The organism is Haladaptatus marinus (assembly GCF_051194195.1).
The window spans coordinates 307,027-325,245 of record NZ_JBLZNK010000001.1; the positions used below are offsets into that span (position 1 = coordinate 307,027).

The 18,219-nt window shown below is 57.7% G+C and carries 16 protein-coding genes, 1 tRNA gene and 3 pseudogenes; 9 read left to right on the plus strand and 11 right to left on the minus strand.

Annotated elements, in window-relative coordinates; translation table 11 throughout:
• Window positions 1–25 precede the first annotated feature (25 nt).
• The 3 genes from ftsZ to ACN2TU_RS01635 all read right to left on the minus strand — a co-directional run bounded on the left by ftsZ (window position 26) and on the right by ACN2TU_RS01635 (window position 2,110).
• Window positions 26–1,216, minus strand: a complete 1,191-nt coding sequence (gene ftsZ / locus ACN2TU_RS01625; RefSeq protein WP_435152222.1) for a cell division protein FtsZ — start codon at window positions 1,214–1,216, stop codon at window positions 26–28.
• A 3-nt stretch (window positions 1,217–1,219) separates the two neighbouring features.
• The gene (locus tag ACN2TU_RS01630) at window positions 1,220–1,399 is read right to left on the minus strand and encodes a ribbon-helix-helix domain-containing protein (protein ID WP_435152224.1); all 180 of its coding nucleotides are present in this window, start codon (window positions 1,397–1,399) and stop codon (window positions 1,220–1,222) included.
• A gap of 183 nt (window positions 1,400–1,582) precedes the next feature.
• A complete protein-coding gene (locus ACN2TU_RS01635) occupies window positions 1,583–2,110 on the minus strand; it encodes a double zinc ribbon domain-containing protein (RefSeq protein ID WP_435152227.1) in 528 nt (175 codons plus the stop codon).
• A 129-nt stretch (window positions 2,111–2,239) separates the two neighbouring features.
• Between ACN2TU_RS01635 and ACN2TU_RS01640 the strand changes: the two genes are divergently transcribed.
• Window positions 2,240–2,313 (plus strand) — tRNA-Tyr (locus ACN2TU_RS01640).
• A 364-nt stretch (window positions 2,314–2,677) separates the two neighbouring features.
• Here the strand turns inward: ACN2TU_RS01640 and ACN2TU_RS01645 are convergent.
• Complete coding sequence (locus ACN2TU_RS01645; RefSeq protein WP_435152230.1) at window positions 2,678–4,543, minus strand: SLC13 family permease; 1,866 nt, start codon at window positions 4,541–4,543, stop codon at window positions 2,678–2,680.
• A 160-nt stretch (window positions 4,544–4,703) separates the two neighbouring features.
• Between ACN2TU_RS01645 and ACN2TU_RS01650 the strand changes: the two genes are divergently transcribed.
• Both ACN2TU_RS01650 and ACN2TU_RS01655 read left to right on the plus strand, forming a co-directional pair.
• Entirely contained in the window at window positions 4,704–5,885 is a 1,182-nt protein-coding gene (locus tag ACN2TU_RS01650; protein WP_435152232.1) for a M24 family metallopeptidase, read from the plus strand.
• 61 nt (window positions 5,886–5,946) lie between these two features.
• Window positions 5,947–7,548 carry a COG1361 S-layer family protein gene (locus ACN2TU_RS01655; RefSeq protein ID WP_435152234.1) on the plus strand — a complete coding sequence of 534 codons (1,602 nt, stop codon included), beginning with the start codon at window positions 5,947–5,949 and terminating at the stop codon, window positions 7,546–7,548.
• 63 nt (window positions 7,549–7,611) lie between these two features.
• Here ACN2TU_RS01655 and ACN2TU_RS01660 read toward each other — a convergent pair whose 3' ends face one another.
• The 4 genes from ACN2TU_RS01660 to ACN2TU_RS01675 form a co-directional block, all read right to left on the minus strand.
• The gene (locus ACN2TU_RS01660) at window positions 7,612–7,809 is read right to left on the minus strand and encodes a hypothetical protein (RefSeq protein WP_435152237.1); all 198 of its coding nucleotides are present in this window, start codon (window positions 7,807–7,809) and stop codon (window positions 7,612–7,614) included.
• Window positions 7,806–8,300, minus strand: coding sequence for a hypothetical protein (locus tag ACN2TU_RS01665; protein WP_435152240.1), 495 nt, complete (start codon window positions 8,298–8,300; stop codon window positions 7,806–7,808). Before ACN2TU_RS01665 ends, ACN2TU_RS01660 begins: the two co-directional genes overlap by 4 nt.
• 74 nt (window positions 8,301–8,374) lie before the next feature.
• On the minus strand, window positions 8,375–9,169 hold the full coding sequence (locus tag ACN2TU_RS01670) for an ABC transporter permease subunit (protein ID WP_435152243.1): 795 nt from the start codon (window positions 9,167–9,169) through the stop codon (window positions 8,375–8,377).
• A gap of 24 nt (window positions 9,170–9,193) precedes the next feature.
• Window positions 9,194–10,078 (minus strand): ABC transporter ATP-binding protein, encoded by an 885-nt coding sequence (locus ACN2TU_RS01675; RefSeq protein WP_435152246.1) that lies wholly within the window; start codon window positions 10,076–10,078, stop codon window positions 9,194–9,196.
• 115 nt (window positions 10,079–10,193) lie between these two features.
• Between ACN2TU_RS01675 and ACN2TU_RS01680 the strand changes: the two genes are divergently transcribed.
• Both ACN2TU_RS01680 and ACN2TU_RS01685 read left to right on the plus strand, forming a co-directional pair.
• Entirely contained in the window at window positions 10,194–10,880 is a 687-nt protein-coding gene (locus tag ACN2TU_RS01680) for a DUF7504 family protein (protein ID WP_435152248.1), read from the plus strand.
• A gap of 20 nt (window positions 10,881–10,900) precedes the next feature.
• Complete coding sequence (locus ACN2TU_RS01685; RefSeq protein ID WP_435152251.1) at window positions 10,901–12,982, plus strand: CHAT domain-containing protein; 2,082 nt, start codon at window positions 10,901–10,903, stop codon at window positions 12,980–12,982.
• Here the strand turns inward: ACN2TU_RS01685 and ACN2TU_RS01690 are convergent, their stop codons facing one another.
• Both ACN2TU_RS01690 and ACN2TU_RS01695 read right to left on the minus strand, forming a co-directional pair.
• Window positions 12,983–13,117 (minus strand): DUF7503 family protein, encoded by a 135-nt coding sequence (locus ACN2TU_RS01690; protein WP_435152254.1) that lies wholly within the window; start codon window positions 13,115–13,117, stop codon window positions 12,983–12,985.
• A 109-nt stretch (window positions 13,118–13,226) separates the two neighbouring features.
• Window positions 13,227–13,580, minus strand: a complete 354-nt coding sequence (locus ACN2TU_RS01695) for a histidine kinase (RefSeq protein WP_435152257.1) — start codon at window positions 13,578–13,580, stop codon at window positions 13,227–13,229.
• Window positions 13,581–14,038: 458 nt separating this feature from the next.
• Here ACN2TU_RS01695 and ACN2TU_RS01700 point away from each other — a divergent pair.
• From ACN2TU_RS01700 to ACN2TU_RS01715, 4 genes and pseudogenes are all read left to right on the plus strand, one after another.
• Window positions 14,039–14,812: pseudogene (locus ACN2TU_RS01700) on the plus strand (nucleotide-binding protein).
• Window positions 14,809–15,018 (plus strand): annotated as a pseudogene (locus ACN2TU_RS01705) (DUF8054 family protein); the annotation flags it as partial. The pseudogenes ACN2TU_RS01700 and ACN2TU_RS01705, both read left to right, overlap by 4 nt.
• Window positions 15,019–15,525: 507 nt before the next feature.
• A complete protein-coding gene (locus ACN2TU_RS01710; protein ID WP_435152260.1) occupies window positions 15,526–16,674 on the plus strand; it encodes a PKD domain-containing protein in 1,149 nt (382 codons plus the stop codon).
• A gap of 114 nt (window positions 16,675–16,788) precedes the next feature.
• Window positions 16,789–17,436: a DUF4352 domain-containing protein gene (locus ACN2TU_RS01715; RefSeq protein ID WP_435152262.1), complete on the plus strand. Its 648-nt coding sequence runs from the start codon at window positions 16,789–16,791 to the stop codon at window positions 17,434–17,436.
• Between the two features lie 48 nt (window positions 17,437–17,484).
• Here ACN2TU_RS01715 and ACN2TU_RS01720 read toward each other — a convergent pair.
• A pseudogene (locus ACN2TU_RS01720) lies at window positions 17,485–18,186 on the minus strand (creatininase family protein); the annotation flags it as partial.
• Window positions 18,187–18,219 lie beyond the last annotated feature (33 nt).

Consider the following 18,219-nt stretch of genomic DNA (forward strand, 5'->3'; position numbering starts at 1 on the left):
AAAGAGAGAAACGAGAGTTTGCGAATTATCGGATAACGTCGAGACCGTTGTTCTTCTCGACTTCGTCCCTGCCACCGTCGCTCTGGGTGCCAAAGGTTCGGTTTTGAACGCTATCGACGTTGTTGCTGGCATCGTAGGACTGTGCATCTACGTCGCGCATCTTCTGGCGGGAGCGGTCGGCCTGTTTCTGTGTCGATGGGCCGAGCACTTGTGCGCTTTTGACGCCAGTCATGATTGCCATGACTCGGACTTTGCTCTTGTAGTTCTCCTGAATCCGTGCACCCCAGATGACGTTGGCGCTCGCTTCGAGGCGTTCGGTGATGTTGGCCGCGATACCCTCTGCCTCTTTGAGCGTGAGATCCGGGCCGCCCGTGATGTGGACGAGCCCGCCGGATGCTCCGCGGTAGTCCACGTCGAGAAGTGGATGGTTCATCGCGTCGCGTACCACTTCCTCGGTTTTGTTCTTATCTTGCGTCTCACCGACGAGCATCACCGCGACGCCGCCCTGATTCATGATGGAGGTCATGTCGGCGTAGTCGAGATTGATGAGGCTCGGTTGGGTGATTGTCTCCGAGATACCCTTGACTGTTTCGGCGATGATTTGGTCCATCACCGAGAACGCCTTGCCAATCGGGAGATTCGGGACGTAGTCGAGCAGGCGGTTGTTGTCGAGGACGATGATGGAATCCGCTTCGTTGCGAAGCTTTTCCAGTCCTTCCTCGGCTTTCACCGTGCGTGCACGTTCGACGTTGAACGGCGTCGAGACCATGCCTACGACGATTGCGCCCTGTTCTTTGGCGATTTTCGAGACGACCGGTGCCGCACCGGTTCCGGTTCCGCCACCCATGCCTGCGGTCACGAAGACGAGGTCGGCGTCACCGAGCACTTCTTTGACCGTCCCCTGTGCCATCTCGGTGGCGCGCTCGCCCATCGAGGGGTCGCCGCCAGCGCCGAGACCGGAGGTGAGCGATTTGCCGACGAGGATCTTCGTGTCGGCTTCGACCATCTTCAGGTGCTGTTTGTCCGTGTTGATGGCGACCGTGTCAGCACCATCGACGCCGATGTTATACAGGCGGTTGATGGTGTTGTTCCCCGCGCCACCACAGCCGACGATGACGATTCGAGGGTCACCGAACTCGTCGCCAGTCGCGACGGCGTCCATCTCACGCTGTTCGCTTTCTGCGTTCTCCAGTGCGTCTTGAACGATATCCTGCATCGTTCACACCTTCGCCCAGGTGCGCTTGTTCGTGGTCTCGGTTCCGCTTCCGTCTTGCTCGTTGAGCATGTCGCGAACTGCTGCTCGAATCGCTTCGCTTCGGTTCGGAAACTCGCCAGTTTCGACCATCTGTTCGACTTCTTCGATTTGCTGTTTTGGGATTCGTAGTGTCACGCGCTCCATAGTTGGATTCCCCTTGTTTGGTAAGACGACACGCGGTGTTTTGTAATTCCCGTCTTACGCCATTTCGGTGGCCGAAACGCGATAATTCGACCGTTTAGTTCGTGGCGTAAGACAATCGTCTTACGTGAAAGTATCCACAAAGGCACAGTATATATATCTAACGGCGGGCGTAAAACAATCGTTTTACGACGAATCCAAAACGTCTGCCGACGGCGTTCGACGACCACAGCCCGGACAGAACGCCCAGTCGGATCGGAGTTCGTCGCCACAATCACAGAACACGCGGTGTGTCGCCTTCTCGCCGCAGTTCGGACAGTAGACGTGACCCGAATCCACTGACTCTCCACACTGGCCGCACGTGTTCTCTTTCTGAGGTGTGTCGGCGGTCGTCTGACGCGACCGATCCACCACCGTTTCATTCGCTGCGGGAGGTTCCTCTCGCGCTTGGACGTCACCGGTTCCTTCGACGGTGACGTTCACGTTGATGTCGCGCGCGCTCTCGCCGCGACGAGAACCGAGTCGCCGATCGATGAGGTCGTCAACGCGCTCTTCGACGACTGCATCGAGGCTTCCGTCGTTATTGTCTGGCGATTCATTGTGACCGTCGAGATAGTTGCGAAGTGCTTCGCGCATGACCTCGCTCTTGGAGGCGTCAAGCGATTCGAGTTGCTTGACGAGGTCGTCGTCCGCGCGAAATGTAATTTTGCTCATGTTGGCCACCTGAATACGTCTGTATCCCGATACACACGGTCTATCATACTTGAACCTTTCCGTGTGTCCGACACGCGGCCGCGAATAATAATTCTTAAGTCCGTAACCGAATTAGGTGGAAGTGCGTGCCCGCCCTTAGCTCAGACTGGTAGAGCAGTCGACTGTAGATCGACTTGCCCCCCGTTCAAATCGGGGAGGGCGGACTTTTACTTGCGAACAACGTGAGCAGTGAAACGGCCGACCGGACGGATTTAAGATTGTGAGTCGCAGATACGGAATGGCTCGAAGGGCCACACGCCCAAACGTTTACACAATGTTCAAATCGGAGAGGGCGATGTACTGTTCGTAACGTCCGTCGAACGAGCGGAGCGAGTGAGACTAAGCGAGTGAGTCCGAATCGTAAGGAGAAACGAACCGAGCCGATTCGTACTCGCGAGTCGTACAGCCACGGAGCAACCACAGGTGTGTGATTGTACTACTCCTCTCGCCCGTAAACAGCAATTTTCGAGCTCGAAGCCATTCGAACTGCATTTTTCGGTACTGGCTGTGTTGCAAATACATCGTGTATTACACCCTGACCCCCCAAATCAGTGCGATTCCCAGTACGGTCGCTATCGACAAAATCATCTGGAGCGGCGCGCCCACGCGGAAGTAGTCCGTGAATTTGTACCCGCCCGGCCCGTAGACGAGCAGGTTCGTCTGATAGCCGATGGGCGTCATAAAATCGGCGCTGGAAGCGAACGTCACCGCGAGAACGAACGCGAACGGATCGCCGCCGACGCGGGTTGCCGCCTCGACGGCGACGGGAATCATCAAAATAACGCTCGCGCTGTTACTGACGACTGCGGTGACGAGCGTCGTGATGACGTAAAACAGCCAGAGGACGCCGATTGCGGGGAGGAAGTCAGCACTCATCGCCACCACCGCACCGACGAGGTCCGCCGCGCCGGTTCCCTCGAACGCGATTCCGAGCGGGATGAGTCCAGCGAGGAGGAAGATAACGTCCCATTCGACCGAATCGTAGAGTTCGTTGGGTTTCACGATACCCGTCAGAATCATGGCGACGACGCCCGCGAGCGAAGTGGTAAGGATGTCGAAAATTCCCAGCGCGGCGAGGCCGACGACGCCGAGAATGATGGCGATAGCAACCGGGATTTTCGAGCGGCGGTAGTCGGGTTCGTCGGGCACTTGCGCGACGACGAAATCCCTGTCCATCGCCAGGCGGTTGATGGTTTCTCGGGTCGCCTGTACTAGCAGGGTGTCCCCCCGACGTATCGGTGTCTGATCCATCCGCTCACGGACGAGTTCCGACCCCCGTCGAATTGCAAGAACGTTGGCGTCGTAGCGTTCACGAAAGGTCGTGCTTTCGAGCGTTTCGGTGACGAGCGACGACCACGAGGGGATGACGAGTTCGACGAGGTTCTGTCCCTCCTGCTCCGGGCCGAGCTCTTCTTCCGACACTTGCGAGAATGCGACGAGCGACAACCCCTCAGTTATCATGAGCTCGCGGAGCGTGCTGAAGTCGGCGCGAACGACGAGGATGTCATCGGGGCGGATCGTATTTCCGGCGAACGGTTCCATGAACGTCCCTTCTTCCCGAACCAGTTGGAAGACATCCACGTCGAGGTCGATTTCAGCCAATGTGTGCTCGACAGTTCGACCGACGAACGCCGAATCAGCGTCCACGACGACTTCCGTCAGGTACGGCGTCAACTCGTACTCTTCGAGGATATCCTCCTCGGGGCTGAGTCGTTCCGGGATGAGTCGCCGTCCGATCGTCATGATGTAGACCGTGCCGACAATAAAGACGATGACGCCGAGTTCGGTGAACTCGAACATCGAAAACCGATGAAGAGTCGGGTACTCCCCCGCGAGACGTGCGGTGACGCTGCTGGCGATGAGGTTGGTTGACGTGCCGATGAGCGTAAGCATTCCGCCGACCATCGAGGCGTAAGACAACGGGATGAGCAGTTTCGAAGGCGACGTGTTACCTCGGTTTGCGAGGTCGGAGACGACGGGGATGAGCATGGCGACGATGGGCGTGTTGTTGAGCACGCCGGAGGGAATACCGGCGAACGCAAGCGTCGCCCCCAATTGCTTTCGCTCGTCGTCGCCCGCGAACGATGCCATCCGTTCGCCGAGTTCCTGCACCGCACCGGTTTGACTGACGCCCGCGCTCAAGATGAGCATCGCCAACACCGTAATCGTCGCGTCGTTTGCGAATCCCGAAATTCCCTCCTCCGGCGAGATACCCGTCCACGGGCCGAGGACGATAAGCGCGACCATGACGATGAGCGCCGTGACATCCGGGGGAAAGGCCTCCGTCGCGAACAGCACGAAAGTCGCCACTGCGATGGCGAAGACGACGACCATCTCTACCGTGAGTTCCGGCATCGCCGACCCGGTTTGCACCAATAGGTCGGGTGCTGTCATTCGACGGAAAAACGCCCTCCGGACAGTAAAGAATAGCTTCCGAAATTCGAGTAGGCTTCCCATTCTCGGCGGACAAGGACGCGTTTCGGCTGTGACGGTGGGTTTGGAGCAGGTTTCCGGCACGTGAACGCTTTTACTTCGCACCTGTGAACCGACTGGCATGAGCACACGACTTCCCGATTCCGAGTTCGACCACCGGCTCGACGAGGTACGCGACAAGATACGTGAACAGGATGCCGACGCCGGTGTTTGGTTCGGCGCGACGAGCATCGAATATCTCACCGGTTTCGACCACATTCAGACCGAACGGCCGGTCGTGCTGGCAGTCACGGACGAGCGAATCGAAATTACGGTGCCGCGACTCGAAGTCGAGCGCGTCCAACCGAATCAACGAATCGACACGGTTCATCACTACTTCGACTATCCTGGTGGCAGGCCGATTCAGGTCGCCGTCGAGATGCTTTCCGGACTCGATGCGGAGACGGTCGCCGCAGATGCGGACGGCGCACCGGGCGTGATGGGCTACGACGGTCCCGCACTCTCGGAGTTCGTCGAAGTCGAATCCCAGGGATGGGTGAGCAGAATGCGGTGGGCGAAAACCGACGCCGAAATCGACCTTATCCGTGAGTCGGCAAAGTGGGGGAACCTCGCCCATCAGTACCTCGCCGACTACACCGAACCCGGTGTACACCCGGCGACCGTTAGCCAGCAGGCTTCGACGGATGCATCCCGCGCGATGCTCGACACGCTTGGCGACGAATACGCTCCGCGCACGCGAGGCGACGGCCCGGCCTACGCAGGCTACATCTCCGGGCCACAAACCGCCCTTCCGCACGGCCACACCGCGAACCGCCGAATCGAAGAAGGCGACGTGCTCGTCACGGGTGCCGCCGCGAACATCGATGGCTACTTTTCCGAACTGGAGCGGACGATGTTCGTCGGCGAACCGACCGACGAACAGGAACACTACTTCGAGTTGATGCTAGAATCTCAGACCATCGCAATCGACGCGCTCGGGCCAGGCGTGCCCCTGTCTTACGTCGACCAACAGGTGTGGGACTACTTCGAGGAGCAGGGTGTCACCGACCTCGCACAGCACCACGTCGGCCACAACATCGGCATGGGGGGCCACGAACCGCCGTACATCGACCGCGGGTGGGGCGACCACGTGGACGAGGGTGACGCCGAAATGGAACCCGGCCACGTGTACACCATCGAACCGGGGCTGTACACCGACACATACGGCTATCGTCACTCCGACACGGTCGCAATCACGGAAGACGGCACGGAAATGCTGACCTACTTCCCCCGTGATTTAGAAAGCAACATCATCACGTGGTAGGCCGCCGTTTCCTCGGGTGATTCATCGCCACCCATTTGTCAGACAGTATCCTACCACCCGTATGCGCATTGGGGGGTGCGCGGGAGTTCGAGGGCTACTCACCGTTTTCGTCGTTTGCTCAGCACTGTCGGGGAGCGGTGTCGCACAGCAGGTTGCCGGTTCACCCGATGTCACGGTGTCTACAGCGGATGCACGAATCTCTCCCGGCGAGACGACACAGCTCCAGCTCATCGTGGCAAACGACGGCAGCGTGGCCAGCGGTGGCCCTGCCCAACTCGAAACGCGCGTCCAGACCGCACACGGCGTGTCGGTCGAGATTCGCCGCGGAGGGGCACCGATTCGAGTGCAAACAGGGAACGTTCCGCTCGGAACGCTCCCCCCAGGCCGACAGCAGTCAGTCCCGATTCGACTCACCGTCGCCGAGGATGCAGACCCAGGATTCTACCGGATTCCGGTTCGCATCAGCTACGATTACACGAGTTCTGTCTCGAACGTCGATAACGGAACCGTCGCCGACGAAGCCAGCGCGTCCGTGCTCAGGTACGTTATCGTTCGAGTCCAACAGAAAGCACGGTTCCGTGTCGTCAACGCCTCGGCGAACGTCAGTGCTGGAGATTCGGGAACGCTCAGACTCGCCATTCGAAACTCGGGGACGGCAGACGCATTCGATGCGGCCGTCGCCGTCACCTCGACTGACCCGGAACTCCAATTCGGCGGCAACGCGACGACTGCCCAGAACACCGTCGGGGAGTGGATTCGAAAGGACACGAAGTACGTCCGGTTTCCGATTCGCGTCGGACGTGATGCACTCTCTCGCAACATCACGGCACAGGTTCGAGTGACCTACGAGGATAAAAACGGGGTTCGACAACGCTCCGAACCGCTGTTCATCGGCGTCCGTCCGCGCGGACAACCGACGTTTGCAATCCGAAACGTGACGAGTACCGTCCGAGTCGGTGACGAAGGTGCGATTTCCGGCAGGGTCATTAACACCGGCCAGCGCGCCGAAAACGCCGTCGTCGTCCTGCAATCGAACGGAACGAGGTTGGTTCCGGAAGAGACGAAGTATCCCATCGGCACCGTTCCACGAAACGACTCGCGCGATTTTCGATTCGACGTGGACGCGACGAACGCGACGAACCCCGGCCCACGCGAGTTCGTTTTCAGGATTACCTATCGCGGTGCGACCGGGAACCGACTGGCGAGCGACCCGATTTCGGTGCCGGTTCGCGTCGAACCCCGCCGGGAACCGTTCTCCGTAAACGCCACGAACGCGACGTTTGCAGTCGATTCCAGCGACACGCTCCGAGTGAACGTGACGAATACCGCCGGCCAGCGACTCTCGAACGTGACGGCACGACTGCTAGTTTCCGACCCCCTTTCGAGCGACGACGACAGCACGTACATCGGTGTGCTCGCACCCAACTCGTCGGCAACTGCCGCGTTCCAGTTGACGGTCGGCGGCGAAGCGATTCCGAAACGCCATCCGGTTGCTGTCGTCATCTCCTACGAGACGCCGAACGGTGAGTCCCGGGAGGCAGGACCGTATGCAGTCGCGGTCGATGTTCGACGCGAACCGGGCGTCGGTTCGTCGGTGATTTCGGTCGCAATCGCGGTTGCTGTTCTGCTGCTTGGGATAGGATGGTGGCTTCGACAGCGGTAGGTCGAATCCGACCTGCCGTTTGCACTATCGTTCGGGGAGTCTGGATACTGGTTGCCACCACAGTCATTCGTCAATCGTGAACCGATATCCGAGTTCCATCTTCAACTCGTTGAGTTCTTGTAACAGTTCATCCATCACCTCACGTTCCGGAAATCCGATTCCTGTCGGGGGTGCCACCGACTGTGGTCGAAGAATTCGTCGGAAGATGCGATTCAATCGCGAGTCTTCGGATGGTGACTCCCACGTCAAATCGAGAATCATTCGTTCCGAGAGGGGACGAACTCGCCGAAGCCGTTCGAATTCGAACGGTGCGAAATCCGACCGCTCGCATCGACTTCTCGGATGTGACCGTGGTGGGGGACGGATCTGTACAACCGATCGTCCTCGGAAATGATGGCAAATTCGTTGAGGGTGAATAGGCGGTTGCTCCATTCGTCGGTGTTTCCGGGAGTGACTGCGAGCGCCGACCGGACGATATCACCGTCTCGTGGAAGGACAGCACGGTACTCCGGCTTACTGCCCGCAAATATCTTCCTCGATTCGTCGACCCGCTCTAACTTCGTTTCAGTCCTGTCGAACTTGCCTGCGTTTACTGACAAATGAATCGCATCACCATACCCCAGTACGCTATCGACGACTCGATTCTCGACGGTGAGTTGTCCCGTTTCGTCCCAATCTTTGACATCGGACGACTGTCGAGTGACGATTCGATGGGTCGTGTCCATCTCATCGAACGGTTCGACGAACGCCATTGTCAAATCGGTTTGATTAGCAGGGTTGATTATCTGTCGCCGTTGGCCTCGTTGCGGTTCCGGTTCGACCTGTCTTACACATCTCGCCGTTCGAACAGTTCCGCGCTGACGACGAGCAAAACGACTGCCGAGATGGTGAGCACGGCGAAGTCGCCGAGCGCGACTTCGCCGTCGGTCAGGATTTCTCCCAAATCAAAGTAGCGCGTGAAGGCGATATCGCCGATCCAGTCGTAATCGGTGTCGAAGGTGAGCGTATCGACGAGGAACATTCCGAATATCGCGCCGACAGCGACCGTCTGGGCGCGGCGTGCCGTGTCGAACCGAACCGATGCGAGCATGCCCAAACTCGCGCACGCGAGAAAGTAGACGACAGAAAAGGCATGGAGGGCGAGTAAGTCTTCGGTGTCGATGAACTCGCCGATGGAGACGACGCCGATGTACACCGCGAGAAAACAGAGCGCGTTGACGATGAGCATACTCGGAACGAGCGCGAGATACTTTCCGACGACGAGTCGCGTCCGACTGACCGGATGAGCCAACACGAGTTCGAGCGTCCCGTCTTCGATCTCCCCCGCGATGCTCGACCCGGTGGCGTAGGCATAGTAGATTCCGAGGGCGAGAAGCCACGCGAGTTGATAGAACTGCGAGACCAGATAGCCGTCGATGGTCGTGATGGTAGTCACGTCGCCGATGAAGGCCCGTCGTGCCTCCGGCGGAAGGCTTTCGATGTACGCGTCGAAGTCGATGCCCGTCTGTTCTATCGACGGAAATAGGGCGATGATGAGCACAATGAAAACGACGAGCGCCGCCGACAGCAACAACGTTCCTCGCACTCGCCGACTGGTTTCGAAGTTTGTTATCTCGAACATCGGCCACCTCGGAAACGCACGATATCAGCCACCCCCGTAGAATTCGATGAACACGTCTTCCAGTGACGTCTCTTCGACATCCATGTCACGAATCGAGTATCTGTCGAGTACGTCCACGAGACCGTCGAAACCCCCCGTCACGACCAACCTGTAGTAGCCATCCTCGTCGTGTGTCGCACTGACCGCTCCCTCGAACAGCAGTTCGTCGGGGTCGGGCGTTTCGGCGATGTCGAGTCGGACGACTTTCCCGCTCTTGCGCAGGAGTTCCTCGATGTTTTCCAGCGCGACCAGTCGCCCGTCGCGAATGATTCCGACACGGTCACACACCTTTCGCACCTCGCTGAGCACGTGTGTCGAAAAGAAGACGGTGACGCCGCGTTCGCGCTCGTCCAACAGGAACTCGTACAGCGTGTTCTGTGCGAGTGGGTCGAGTCCCGTCGTCGGTTCGTCCATGATGACGAGGTCGGGGTCGTGCATGAACGCCTGCACGAGCGCGAGTTTCTGTCGATTCCCCCGCGAGTAGGTTTTCACATTGCGGTCAATGGGGATGGGGAATAGGTCGAGCAGTTCATCCCTTCGGTCGTCGCCCGAGAGCGCCGCGAAGTAATCAAGCAGTCCTCGTCCAGTGACGTTTTCGTACACGGTTGCATCGCCCGGTACGTATCCGATTCGGCGATGAACGAGGTTTTTCCGTTCGGTAGCGAGGTGGCCGAGCACCCGCGCGGATCCACCGGTCGGTTTCAGGAGGCCGAGCAGCACTCGTATCGCGGTCGATTTTCCCGCCCCGTTCGGCCCGAGAAACCCGAATATTTCCCCGCGATCGACCGCAAACGTGAGGTCTTCGACGCCGCGAACGTCGCCGTAGTATTTCGTTAACCGCTCGACTGCGATCGGTTCCAACACGGACACCGAACAGAGGACGCCCCCGAGCGACTTATACGGTTCGCCGGGAACGGTCGGGTCGATTCGGCCGGTGAATCTGTATCCCGAACCCTTATTTTATAGAGGAACATTCATCTTACTAATGACTTCTCGTCTCGAGTTTCGAAGCCAGACGGACGAGGGTTCGGCGACACAGGACGTGCGATTCACCGAGTGGCTCGCAGGGTTGAAAACGAGCGGAAGCAACCTCCTCGTTACCGGAGACGTGCCGAAGGAGACGAGTGCTGCGTTCAGTCGAACGCTCTTTGGGCAGGGGCGACGGACGCGCGTTCTCGCGCTCACGAATCCTACGACGCTCGATGCCGTCTCTCACCTTCCGGTCGGACTGGATACCCCAAAAACCCGTGTCTTCGACCGGCGAACGGAATACCGGGCGTCGATGAGTGACAGTGCGAACGAGGCCGCATTAGAACTCGACAGGGAAACGTTTCGTTCGGAACTGATTTCCGCGATCAGTTACTACGACGACCGGAACGATGGGTTCGCCCCTGCTGAACTCAGACTCGGTATCGACTCGGTCGAAGTCCTCTCCGGAGGAGATGACCTCGTTTCACTCACTCAGTTCCTTCGCGGTCTCACTGCAATCGTCCGTGGCGTACGAGGAATGGCACACTACCACGTGCGCGTTCCCGATGACGACCCCCTGGTCGAGGAACTATCTCCGCTGTTCGATGCACGCATCGAACTCCGCAAGCGACCCGGGTTGGCAGAACAGCGCTGGCACGTTCCCGATCTTGGTGAGACAACCCACTGGGTAGAATTATCATAACAGACACACACATCTCTGATATGGAGTTTCGGCGGCATCCCGACCGAGACGGTCTCGATATTTATGATCCGGTCGAGAACGTCCGATTCGCGTTGGTAACGTCCGGCTCAGTCCAGCCGACGGCGATTTCGACCGAGTCGTTTTACTTTCCGGTCGACGCTGCCGTCACCATCGATACAGCATCGCTCGAAGTGCCGAAACTCCTCCCAATAACGATTCGGACGCAGGACGGTCGAATGGTTGCCGAAACCTCCGACGGAAGTAACCGAACTGTCGAATCCGGCCGCTACCTCATCGAACTGAGTACGGCGCCGATGAAGCTGTATCTCGCGGTCGAAAGCGCCTTCGAACTTCGACAGAAGGATGCCGGAGTTCGCCTCGATTTCGGCTCGGAAACGACCGTTCGATTGGGTGCACGTTCCTATCATGACCGTCCGGCAGGCACGGTAACGGTCACCGACGACATCCACGACCTGATGCGTGCGATGTCGCTCTCCGGTTCGGCGTTGAAGACGATGAGTTCTGAACGGTCGTTTCCGACTCTTCGCGGGCATCCCCCATTCATCGAACGAGGCGACGAATTTTCGGCACCGGACGGAATTCGCTCGCCGGATACGGATGTCGAACTGGTCACCCCGCTGGATCGAGCGCACGTCTATCCGCTGGCGTCGCTCGCGTACTACCTTGGTGCGGATGTCGTTCCGGGGAGTAGCCCGCGGCTTGTCGCAGGCGATTTCGAGTACGAGTTCAACAGCGCCGTAGGGTACGAGGACGCGGTCAATCGCGTCCTTCGGCAGACGTTCTTCCTCGACTGTCTCACTCGGACGGAAGGTTACTACAAAGTCGATTTGCACGAGCGTCGGCAGGTCGAACCGCTAGTCGACCTCGACTTTTCGTCACTGTACGATGCGTCGTTGACGGAACGTCTGGCGACCCATCTGTCGGTACCGTTCGAAACGCTCGAACCACATATTCCGAACTGGCGACTCGGGGTCGACCTCACGCCGACGGTCGAAAACACGGAATATATCCCGTATCTCGCGGACAACCTCGCGCTCGTTCGGATTCCGGACAGTCCGAAACCGAAATCGGTCAAACCGATGTCGGATGCACAGAGCGAGTTTTTCCGCGCGCCACCGTCGGGTGTGTTGGTTCGCGGGTCGAGCGGTTGGAACGCGGTGGACGACCGCGATGTGTTTCAGGTTGAGTCGATGGAAAACGTCATCGAGCAGGCGTGGGCCGGGCCGGGATTCCCGCTCAAAGTCAACAAACTCGACGTATCCGCACTCCGCAGACGAGTCGACCGGATTCCGTCCTCGGACACCATCGATATCCACGTCGTCTGTAACGACGATAAGATGCAGGACGAGGACGTGGTACAGGAGTTCTACGGGACGCGTGAACTCCTCGATTTCGACGTAACTGGCCATTACGACCTCTCGTGCGACGAACTCAGGGAACTGCTCGCCACAAATTCGGATTTCGTTCACTACATCGGTCACATCGACGACCGCGGGTTCCTGTGTGCCGACGGGTCACTCGATGCCCGGTCGCTTTCGGATGTCGGCGTGACGGCGTTCCTTTTGAACGCCTGTGAGTCCTACCAGCAGGGGTACGAATTGGTCAAGAAGGGGAGCCGCGGCGGCGTCGCTACGCTCTCGCCGGTCGGCAATCCGTCGGCGACCGAACTCGGAAAAACCTTGGCTCGACTCCTGAACTGTGGATTCCCACTTCGCGCGGCGCTGTCGATTGCCCGACGCCATTCGATATACGGCTACCAGTACACGGTGCTCGGTGACGGTGGGTTGTCACTCGTTCAAAGTGAGAGTGGCGTTCCGCATCATCTAAAGGTCGAACGAGTCGGAGACGACCGATTCGAGGTTGAAGTCAGCACGTATCCGACTGACATTCATGGTTTCGGAACGCATGTGAATCTCCACCAAAAATGGTCAAATAAACGCCATATTTCTTCGGCACCATTGACGACGGTAACTCTAACCGCAAAAGAACTCGATTACGGCCTTTCTAATGAAACCGGTCCAGTCGAAGTAAGAGACCAAATTTATTGGAGCAACGAACTGTGCTCGTCTGATATCGAATAATTACGGGCCGCTATTCGCGCCGTTGTCTGCCAGAACACTTCCCACCTGCATCAGCAACGCGCTGAGCGTGAACAGGACGCCGATCATTCGTGGGTGCTGTGCCAAGTACTCTCCAACTGCATTGTTTTGCGACATTGCAACTAATACATGTGGCTCTCCTTTCTTATAATTTTTTTAATAATACAAAACAAAAATTAATTATAGTAAATAATTAAAAAATAGTATTGATTCGTTTTAGCCGCTCTCACTGGGCAAAACCGCCGATTGCGTCTGAGAGCGGGTCGTTGAGTTCGTACAGTACCGCGTTGATGTCTTCCGACAGTCGACGAAGAAGTTGTGCGTATGCCGTCGAGGCGAGCGAACACTCCGGATACGTTCCGTTCGTGTCGATTTCGTCCACCGGTTCGAGTTCGAGCAACTCGTCACGATGGTTCGTCCACGTGCTGGTCGCGGTTCCAGCGTGTTCTGCCAGTTTGGTGGCGCTGAAACTCTCATTGGGGTTGTCCGCGAGTACTGCGAGGAATTTCACGCGCGCGCGGGATAGACGAAATACTCGCGCGAGCGGCGGCGTGGCGAGGTCGCTCTGTGGAGGACTCATCTGGTATGCTATTACATGTTTGTCTCAAAACTGTATCGGATTTCGTCTCGACACAAAACAACTTAACATACGCTCATCTAGTAAGTAAAATTTTAGATAGTGGAAATTGCATAAAAGAGTGGGGTGCACGAGAGACACACGAACGACCGATTCAATCGCACAACTCTCCAACTGGTCACCGCCACTCAACCAGTGTAAGAGCACATCGATGCACACTGCGACATCCCACTCGCGTCGCCGTCGGTCGTATCGGCGTGCATCCCTACCCTATCGCTTACCGAATAACCCCGAAATGTCCCGCTTTCTTCCCCGCTGACCAGCGGTGTGTCGTTCGTTTTTCATACGGTCAATGCACTTTACCCCTCCACTCCCTCGTTTCCATCCGTCTCGGAGGTGCCAGTTTTTCCTCGCCATCGAATTGCATGATTTTTAACGAATGACGACAGGAGTATGGAACAATGGTCGAGGCGTTTGCAGTTGCAAGCGGCAAAGGTGGGACTGGAAAGACCACGAGTACGCTTTCCCTCGGGATGGCGCTAGCAGAGCAGTACGATGTCACGGTCGTGGATGCCGATACGGGGATGGCAAATCTCCTGTTTCACGCGGGGCTTACCGACGTGGAGACGACGCTCGACGACCTCCTCATCGAAGAGAGCGATGTAACGGTCGAAGACGCCGTTTACGAGCAGTTCGGGATGCGCGTCGTCCCCTGTGGAACGAGTCTCTCCGCGTTCGAGCGTGCCGACCCTGACCGATTGTAGGATGTCGTCGCGGAACTCGCCGCTGACACCGACGTTCTACTACTGGACTCGCCCGCTGCCCTCGGGAGCAAGAGTGCGATTTCACCCATCGTACTCGCCGACCGAATCGTCGTCGTGCTCCAACCGACGATTCCGTCGCTGAGCGACGGCCTCAAGGTTCAAGAGTACGCTCGGTCGTACGGTACCGGAACCGCGGGCGTGCTGTTCAACAAGGTACACGACGACGAGAACGTCGCCGCGATTGTCGAAAAAAGCGAACGCTACTTCGACGGCCCGACGCTCGCCGAAGTTCCCGACGAAGACGCGGCGCGCGCCGCACGGCAGGCCGGAAAACCGCTTCTCGCACACGCGCCCGAAAGCCCGGCGGCACGAGCGTACCGAGACGCCACCGCGACTCTCAACGTTCGGCCGGACGAATCTTCGGACGTTGCAGAGCGCTTTCGGAGTGCGGTCATCCCCGATTCACCATGAACCAGCCACGCGGTGACCTCGTTCGTTCCCGCGTCGTCAGCGACCCCGCGACGGCGCTCACAGCCGTTTTGGAGCGTGAGCTGACTGAATACGCCGTCTTCGAACCACAGGACTCGCTCCTCTTGGACGCGGACGGGCACGGAATCGTCACTTTTGAAGCGGGTGTTCCGCTCTTTGCGTACCACACCGGAACCGACCGCGGCGGTGGTCTATCACGGTGGCGGACGGTGAATCCGACGGCGCGAGATTCGAGGTTTCTGCGACTCCCGCAGTTCCGAAAAACTGAGCTCTCGTCGGTGAGACTTGGCACGAAAGACGGCGGGACAATTAGGGTTGCATCGACGACTTCCGACCGGCCATACTCATCGGGTTGCTTTTGAAGGGCCGCCTGGTAAGCTGTCGAAACGATTTCGGTTTTGAGTTCTATTTTTCGAGACACGAATCTCCACTGATTGGAGGAATTTCGTTTCGGGTCATTCGACGGGTTCGATTCGAGATGACCGTTCAATTCGCGGGGGGCTGACAATTAACTGATTAATACGAAACATTATATGACGGATGTATTAGAATGGTGTCGTTATAAAATAATGTAGTAATGTATGTATAGAAAGTTTATTCTCCAACATGTTTGTATAATTATCCAGAATCCCAACCTATTTTTGAACAAATCCAAAAAAATATATCCCTCGGTTTTGATGCTCGATTGAGCAACGATGACTACGACACGGCGCACGTTCCTAACTGCTGTTGGATGCACAGGACTTCTTGGACTCGGCGTAGCACAGACGAGTGGTGAGAGCGAAACCGACCTCGCGCGCGATTCGTTCACGCTCATGAGCGGAACCGACGACGCAACCGAGGTGTACGTAACGACGGCAAGCGAATCCGGCCCGACGGCGTTGGTCGTTGGCGGGATGCACGGCAACGAGGAGGCGGGATACGTGGCTGGTGAAGATATCGCTCAATGGGATATCAATCGCGGGACGCTAGTGACGATTCCGAAGGCGAACGCCGAAGCCGTCGCGGCAGACGCACGCACTGCGAGCGGTGAAGGTGACCTGAATCGAAAATTCCCCGTCGGCGAAGAACCGACAACGGAACTCGCCCGTAGCATTTGGGGTGTCGTGGAGGAGTACGAACCAGATGTAGTTATTGACCTTCACGAGTCGGTCGGTATCTTCGATGGGGATCTGGTCGGCGGTGTCGGACAGGTAATCTTCACGTCGTGGGACGAACCCGCATCTACCGACGCGAAGAAAGCTGCCGATTACCTGAACGAAAACTACGTCGCGCGCGACGACTACGAATTCTCGATCGGCGCGTTCTCCTCGTCCTCGAACGAACCGTCCGGACTGCTCGCTCACAAAGCCGCGCGTGACACGGACGCCGTCGCGTTCCTCGCGGAGGTGACATCCAAGGATACGGAACTCGACAAGCGAGTACAGTGGCACTCCAAACTCGTTCAACAGCTCGTCGAAGAGGAACTGCTCACCACGTCAGGCGGCGGAGACGACGGGAGCGACGACGGAGATGATGGTGAGGACGGAAACGATGACGAGGATGGCGGAACCGGCGACGAGGAAAACCAGCCACCAGTCGCACGAATCCAAACGTCCCCGAGCGTCGGCGACGGGTCGCTCGAGCGGGGTGACACGGTCACGTTGGATGCCTCCGCATCCGAGGACAGTGACGGAGAAATCGTGGAATACATGTGGGATCTCGACGGTGACGGTTCGTTCGAAGCCGATGGAAAATCCACCGAGCTAACGGTGTCCGACTGTGGAAGCTATCGAGTTACGCTTCAGGTCACCGACGACAAAGGCGCGATGAGCACGGACGAGGTCATCATCTCGGTCGCCTGATTGTAGTCAAAATCAGATTGGTTTTTAGCATTATTTTTGTAATATCTCCGCTAGCGAATGGTATTTTTGCGGCCAATAGTAAAATATACCTCACACAGAAACCGCCGAGATGCTATGAAACGTCGCACATTTATCGGAAGCACGGTAGGCGCAGTCTTTCTTGCGGGATGTTCCTCCAGTGGAGACGACACCGGTTCGACGACGACCGGAACGGATCAATCGACCACGACGCCAACGGACGAGATGACGGGAACGACGGAAGCGGGAGAAACCACGGCGGCCGAATCGACGACATCCGAAACGGCGAGCGAGACTACCACGTCCGATTCATCCACGACGACCGAGACTCGAACTGCCGCCTTCGGAGCGTTCGTGACCGTTGCTGACGGTCTCGAAGTCGCCGTCACCGAGGCCGACACGTCCAATTCGTATGAACACGACGGAACGACGACAAAATCCGGCGACGGAAAGACATTCCTTTTCCTAACGTTCAAGGCGAAAAACACCGCACAGTCGTCGCAATCGCTTCCCGATGGAACGACGGTGTCGGTACAGGCGAACGACGAGCAGTACGATGTGACAAAGCCAGCTGCCGAGAAATGGCAACAGTTCGCGTCGTCATCGGTAAACGCAGGCGGGTCAGCATCCACCTCAGTCGCATTCGAAGTGCCGAAGAAGGCAGTTTCTTCGTTCGGTGTGGCGGTGCAGTTGTCGTACACCGAATCCGGAGCCAAACGGGCCGTTCGGTGGAACATGGAATAGTCCCCGTGAAATCGGACTGGTTGGTTTGAAAAACCCGACCAGTCTTCGTTACTCTTGTTCCATATCTTGTTTCAGTGCCGTGAGGATTTTTCCGGTCGTCTCCTCGACGATTTCCGCCAAAAACTCGGGGTCGGATTGTGTCGGGTCGCCACGTCCACCCTGTTCCGTGATGTTATCGTAATACGTGTACTGTCGGGCTTTGAATCTCGCTTTTCGGGTCTGTGGTTCCTTTTTGTCGGATTTCACGAGGTCGGGGTAGAATAGCTCGATGACACTCGTCTCATGGTCGCCTGCGTGACCCCAGTCCTCTCCGAATCGCTCTTCCAGTCTCTCGCGGGCGAAATCCGTCCAGTGGACGAAAAACGTTTTCACGCCGTAGTCGCGCTGGATGCGGTCGCCAGCGAGTTTCATCGGCGGGCGGTTGCCGCCGTGGCAGTTGAGCAGGACGAGTCGTTTCGCGCCGTGTTCCGCCATCGACTGTGCTATTTCCATGATGACGCGCTGATACGTCTCACCTGACAGCGTAATCGTCCCGACGTAGTTCATGTGATGTTCCGAATAGCCATACGGCAGCGTCGGCAGTCGAACCATCGACAGGTCGTGTTCCGTGGCGGATTCGACCAGTTCGCGCGACAGGGCTTCCGCCCGAAGCGTATCGACCGTCACCGGGAGGTGAATGGAGTGTTGTTCGACGCTGCCGGTCGGAAGCACGATAAAGTCGGCATCCGAAATCGCCTCCTCGGCGTCTTCCTACGTCATCCCCCCGAGGTCGTACGCGTCGTA